Source organism: Pseudomonas sp. HR1 (assembly GCF_030175875.1).
Taxonomy (GTDB): Bacteria; Pseudomonadota; Gammaproteobacteria; order Pseudomonadales; family Pseudomonadaceae; genus Chryseomonas; species Chryseomonas oryzihabitans.
Window position 1 is genome coordinate 1 of record NZ_JASNRF010000035.1, and the last position, 1,021, is coordinate 1,021.

3 protein-coding genes are annotated in these 1,021 nt (G+C 60.7%); all 3 read left to right on the forward strand.

The window, feature by feature from the left end:
• Positions 1 to 225, forward strand: a 225-nt coding sequence (locus QKY98_RS23415; RefSeq protein WP_284671678.1) for a hypothetical protein, incomplete at its 5' end; no start/stop codon positions are given.
• Between the two features lie 36 nt (positions 226 to 261).
• The gene (locus tag QKY98_RS23420; RefSeq protein WP_017638802.1) at positions 262 to 516 is read left to right on the forward strand and encodes a type II toxin-antitoxin system Phd/YefM family antitoxin; all 255 of its coding nucleotides are present in this window, start codon (positions 262 to 264) and stop codon (positions 514 to 516) included.
• Between the two features lie 107 nt (positions 517 to 623).
• Positions 624 to 857: a hypothetical protein gene (locus tag QKY98_RS23425; protein ID WP_169854975.1), complete on the forward strand. Its 234-nt coding sequence runs from the start codon at positions 624 to 626 to the stop codon at positions 855 to 857.
• The last annotated feature ends 164 nt before the right edge of the window (positions 858 to 1,021 follow it).

Below are 1,021 nucleotides of genomic sequence, written 5' to 3' on the forward strand. Positions count from 1 at the left end.
GAGGTTGAACTGGGTCTGCAGCTGCACCAGGTCCTGTCGGTCGGCCTGCGCCGCGCGGCGGCGCGGGCGGCAACTGACGATCGAGGTCGACGCAGCAGCACCAAGTTCTGCCGGCCAGCGCAGGGCTGCGCAGCGGTGCCGGAAATGCCTCCAGCCCTGACACAAGAATGCATCGCCGAAAGAATAGGACCATATTTGGTTCTAATTTGGGCCGATAAACGATAGAGTGGGCCGCATTGCAGTGAACATTGGGATCTATCAATGCGAGTCGAAACAATCAGCTACCTGAAAAAGAATGCGGCCGATCTTGAGCTCACTGAGCCAATGATTGTTACCCAGAATGGCAAGCCAGCCTATGTGATCGAGGCCTATGCGGATCGTGTCCGCCGCGATGAGTCCATCGCCCTGGTCAAGCTGTTGGCGTTGGGATCCAAGGAGTACGAGGGTGGCAAGCACATATCATCCGAGCAGCTGAAAGAAGGCCTGCAACAGCGGTTCGGGGGCGATAGCAAATGACAGCCAGGGCTTTCCAGGTCCGGTTCAGCGCTTCGGCGAGGACCTGCGCGCATGACCAGGTGCACCACCTCGCAAAATCGGTTTCTCGCCCCGACGCAGTTGCAAAGATGACCAGCGTCGTTGACGAGGTCGCCATCGAGCTCCGGAAGTCCCCTCTCGCTCACCCGATTGCCGCCGCCGGTGCCGAGTTTGGTATCACCAGGTATCGCGAGATCTCCAAGTCTGGCTATCGAGCGGGATATCTGGTCGACGAGGCGCGGCGCGAAACCGTCGTGCTCGCCATCTTCCGTGATGGGCAGGACATCCAAGAGCTGCTGTATCGGCACCTGCTCACAGGTTGAGACGTACCGATACTCGCCACTCGCGGCGATCCGTAGTCGGCCAGCAGTGCCCCGCAACTGGGGGTACCGGTGATCCACAGGGGGGCCGGTGGCGCCGTGCAAGAGGCTGACACACCTGCCAGCGCTCAGCAGGTCGGAGCCGTCCCGTCATCTCCATTTAGCCG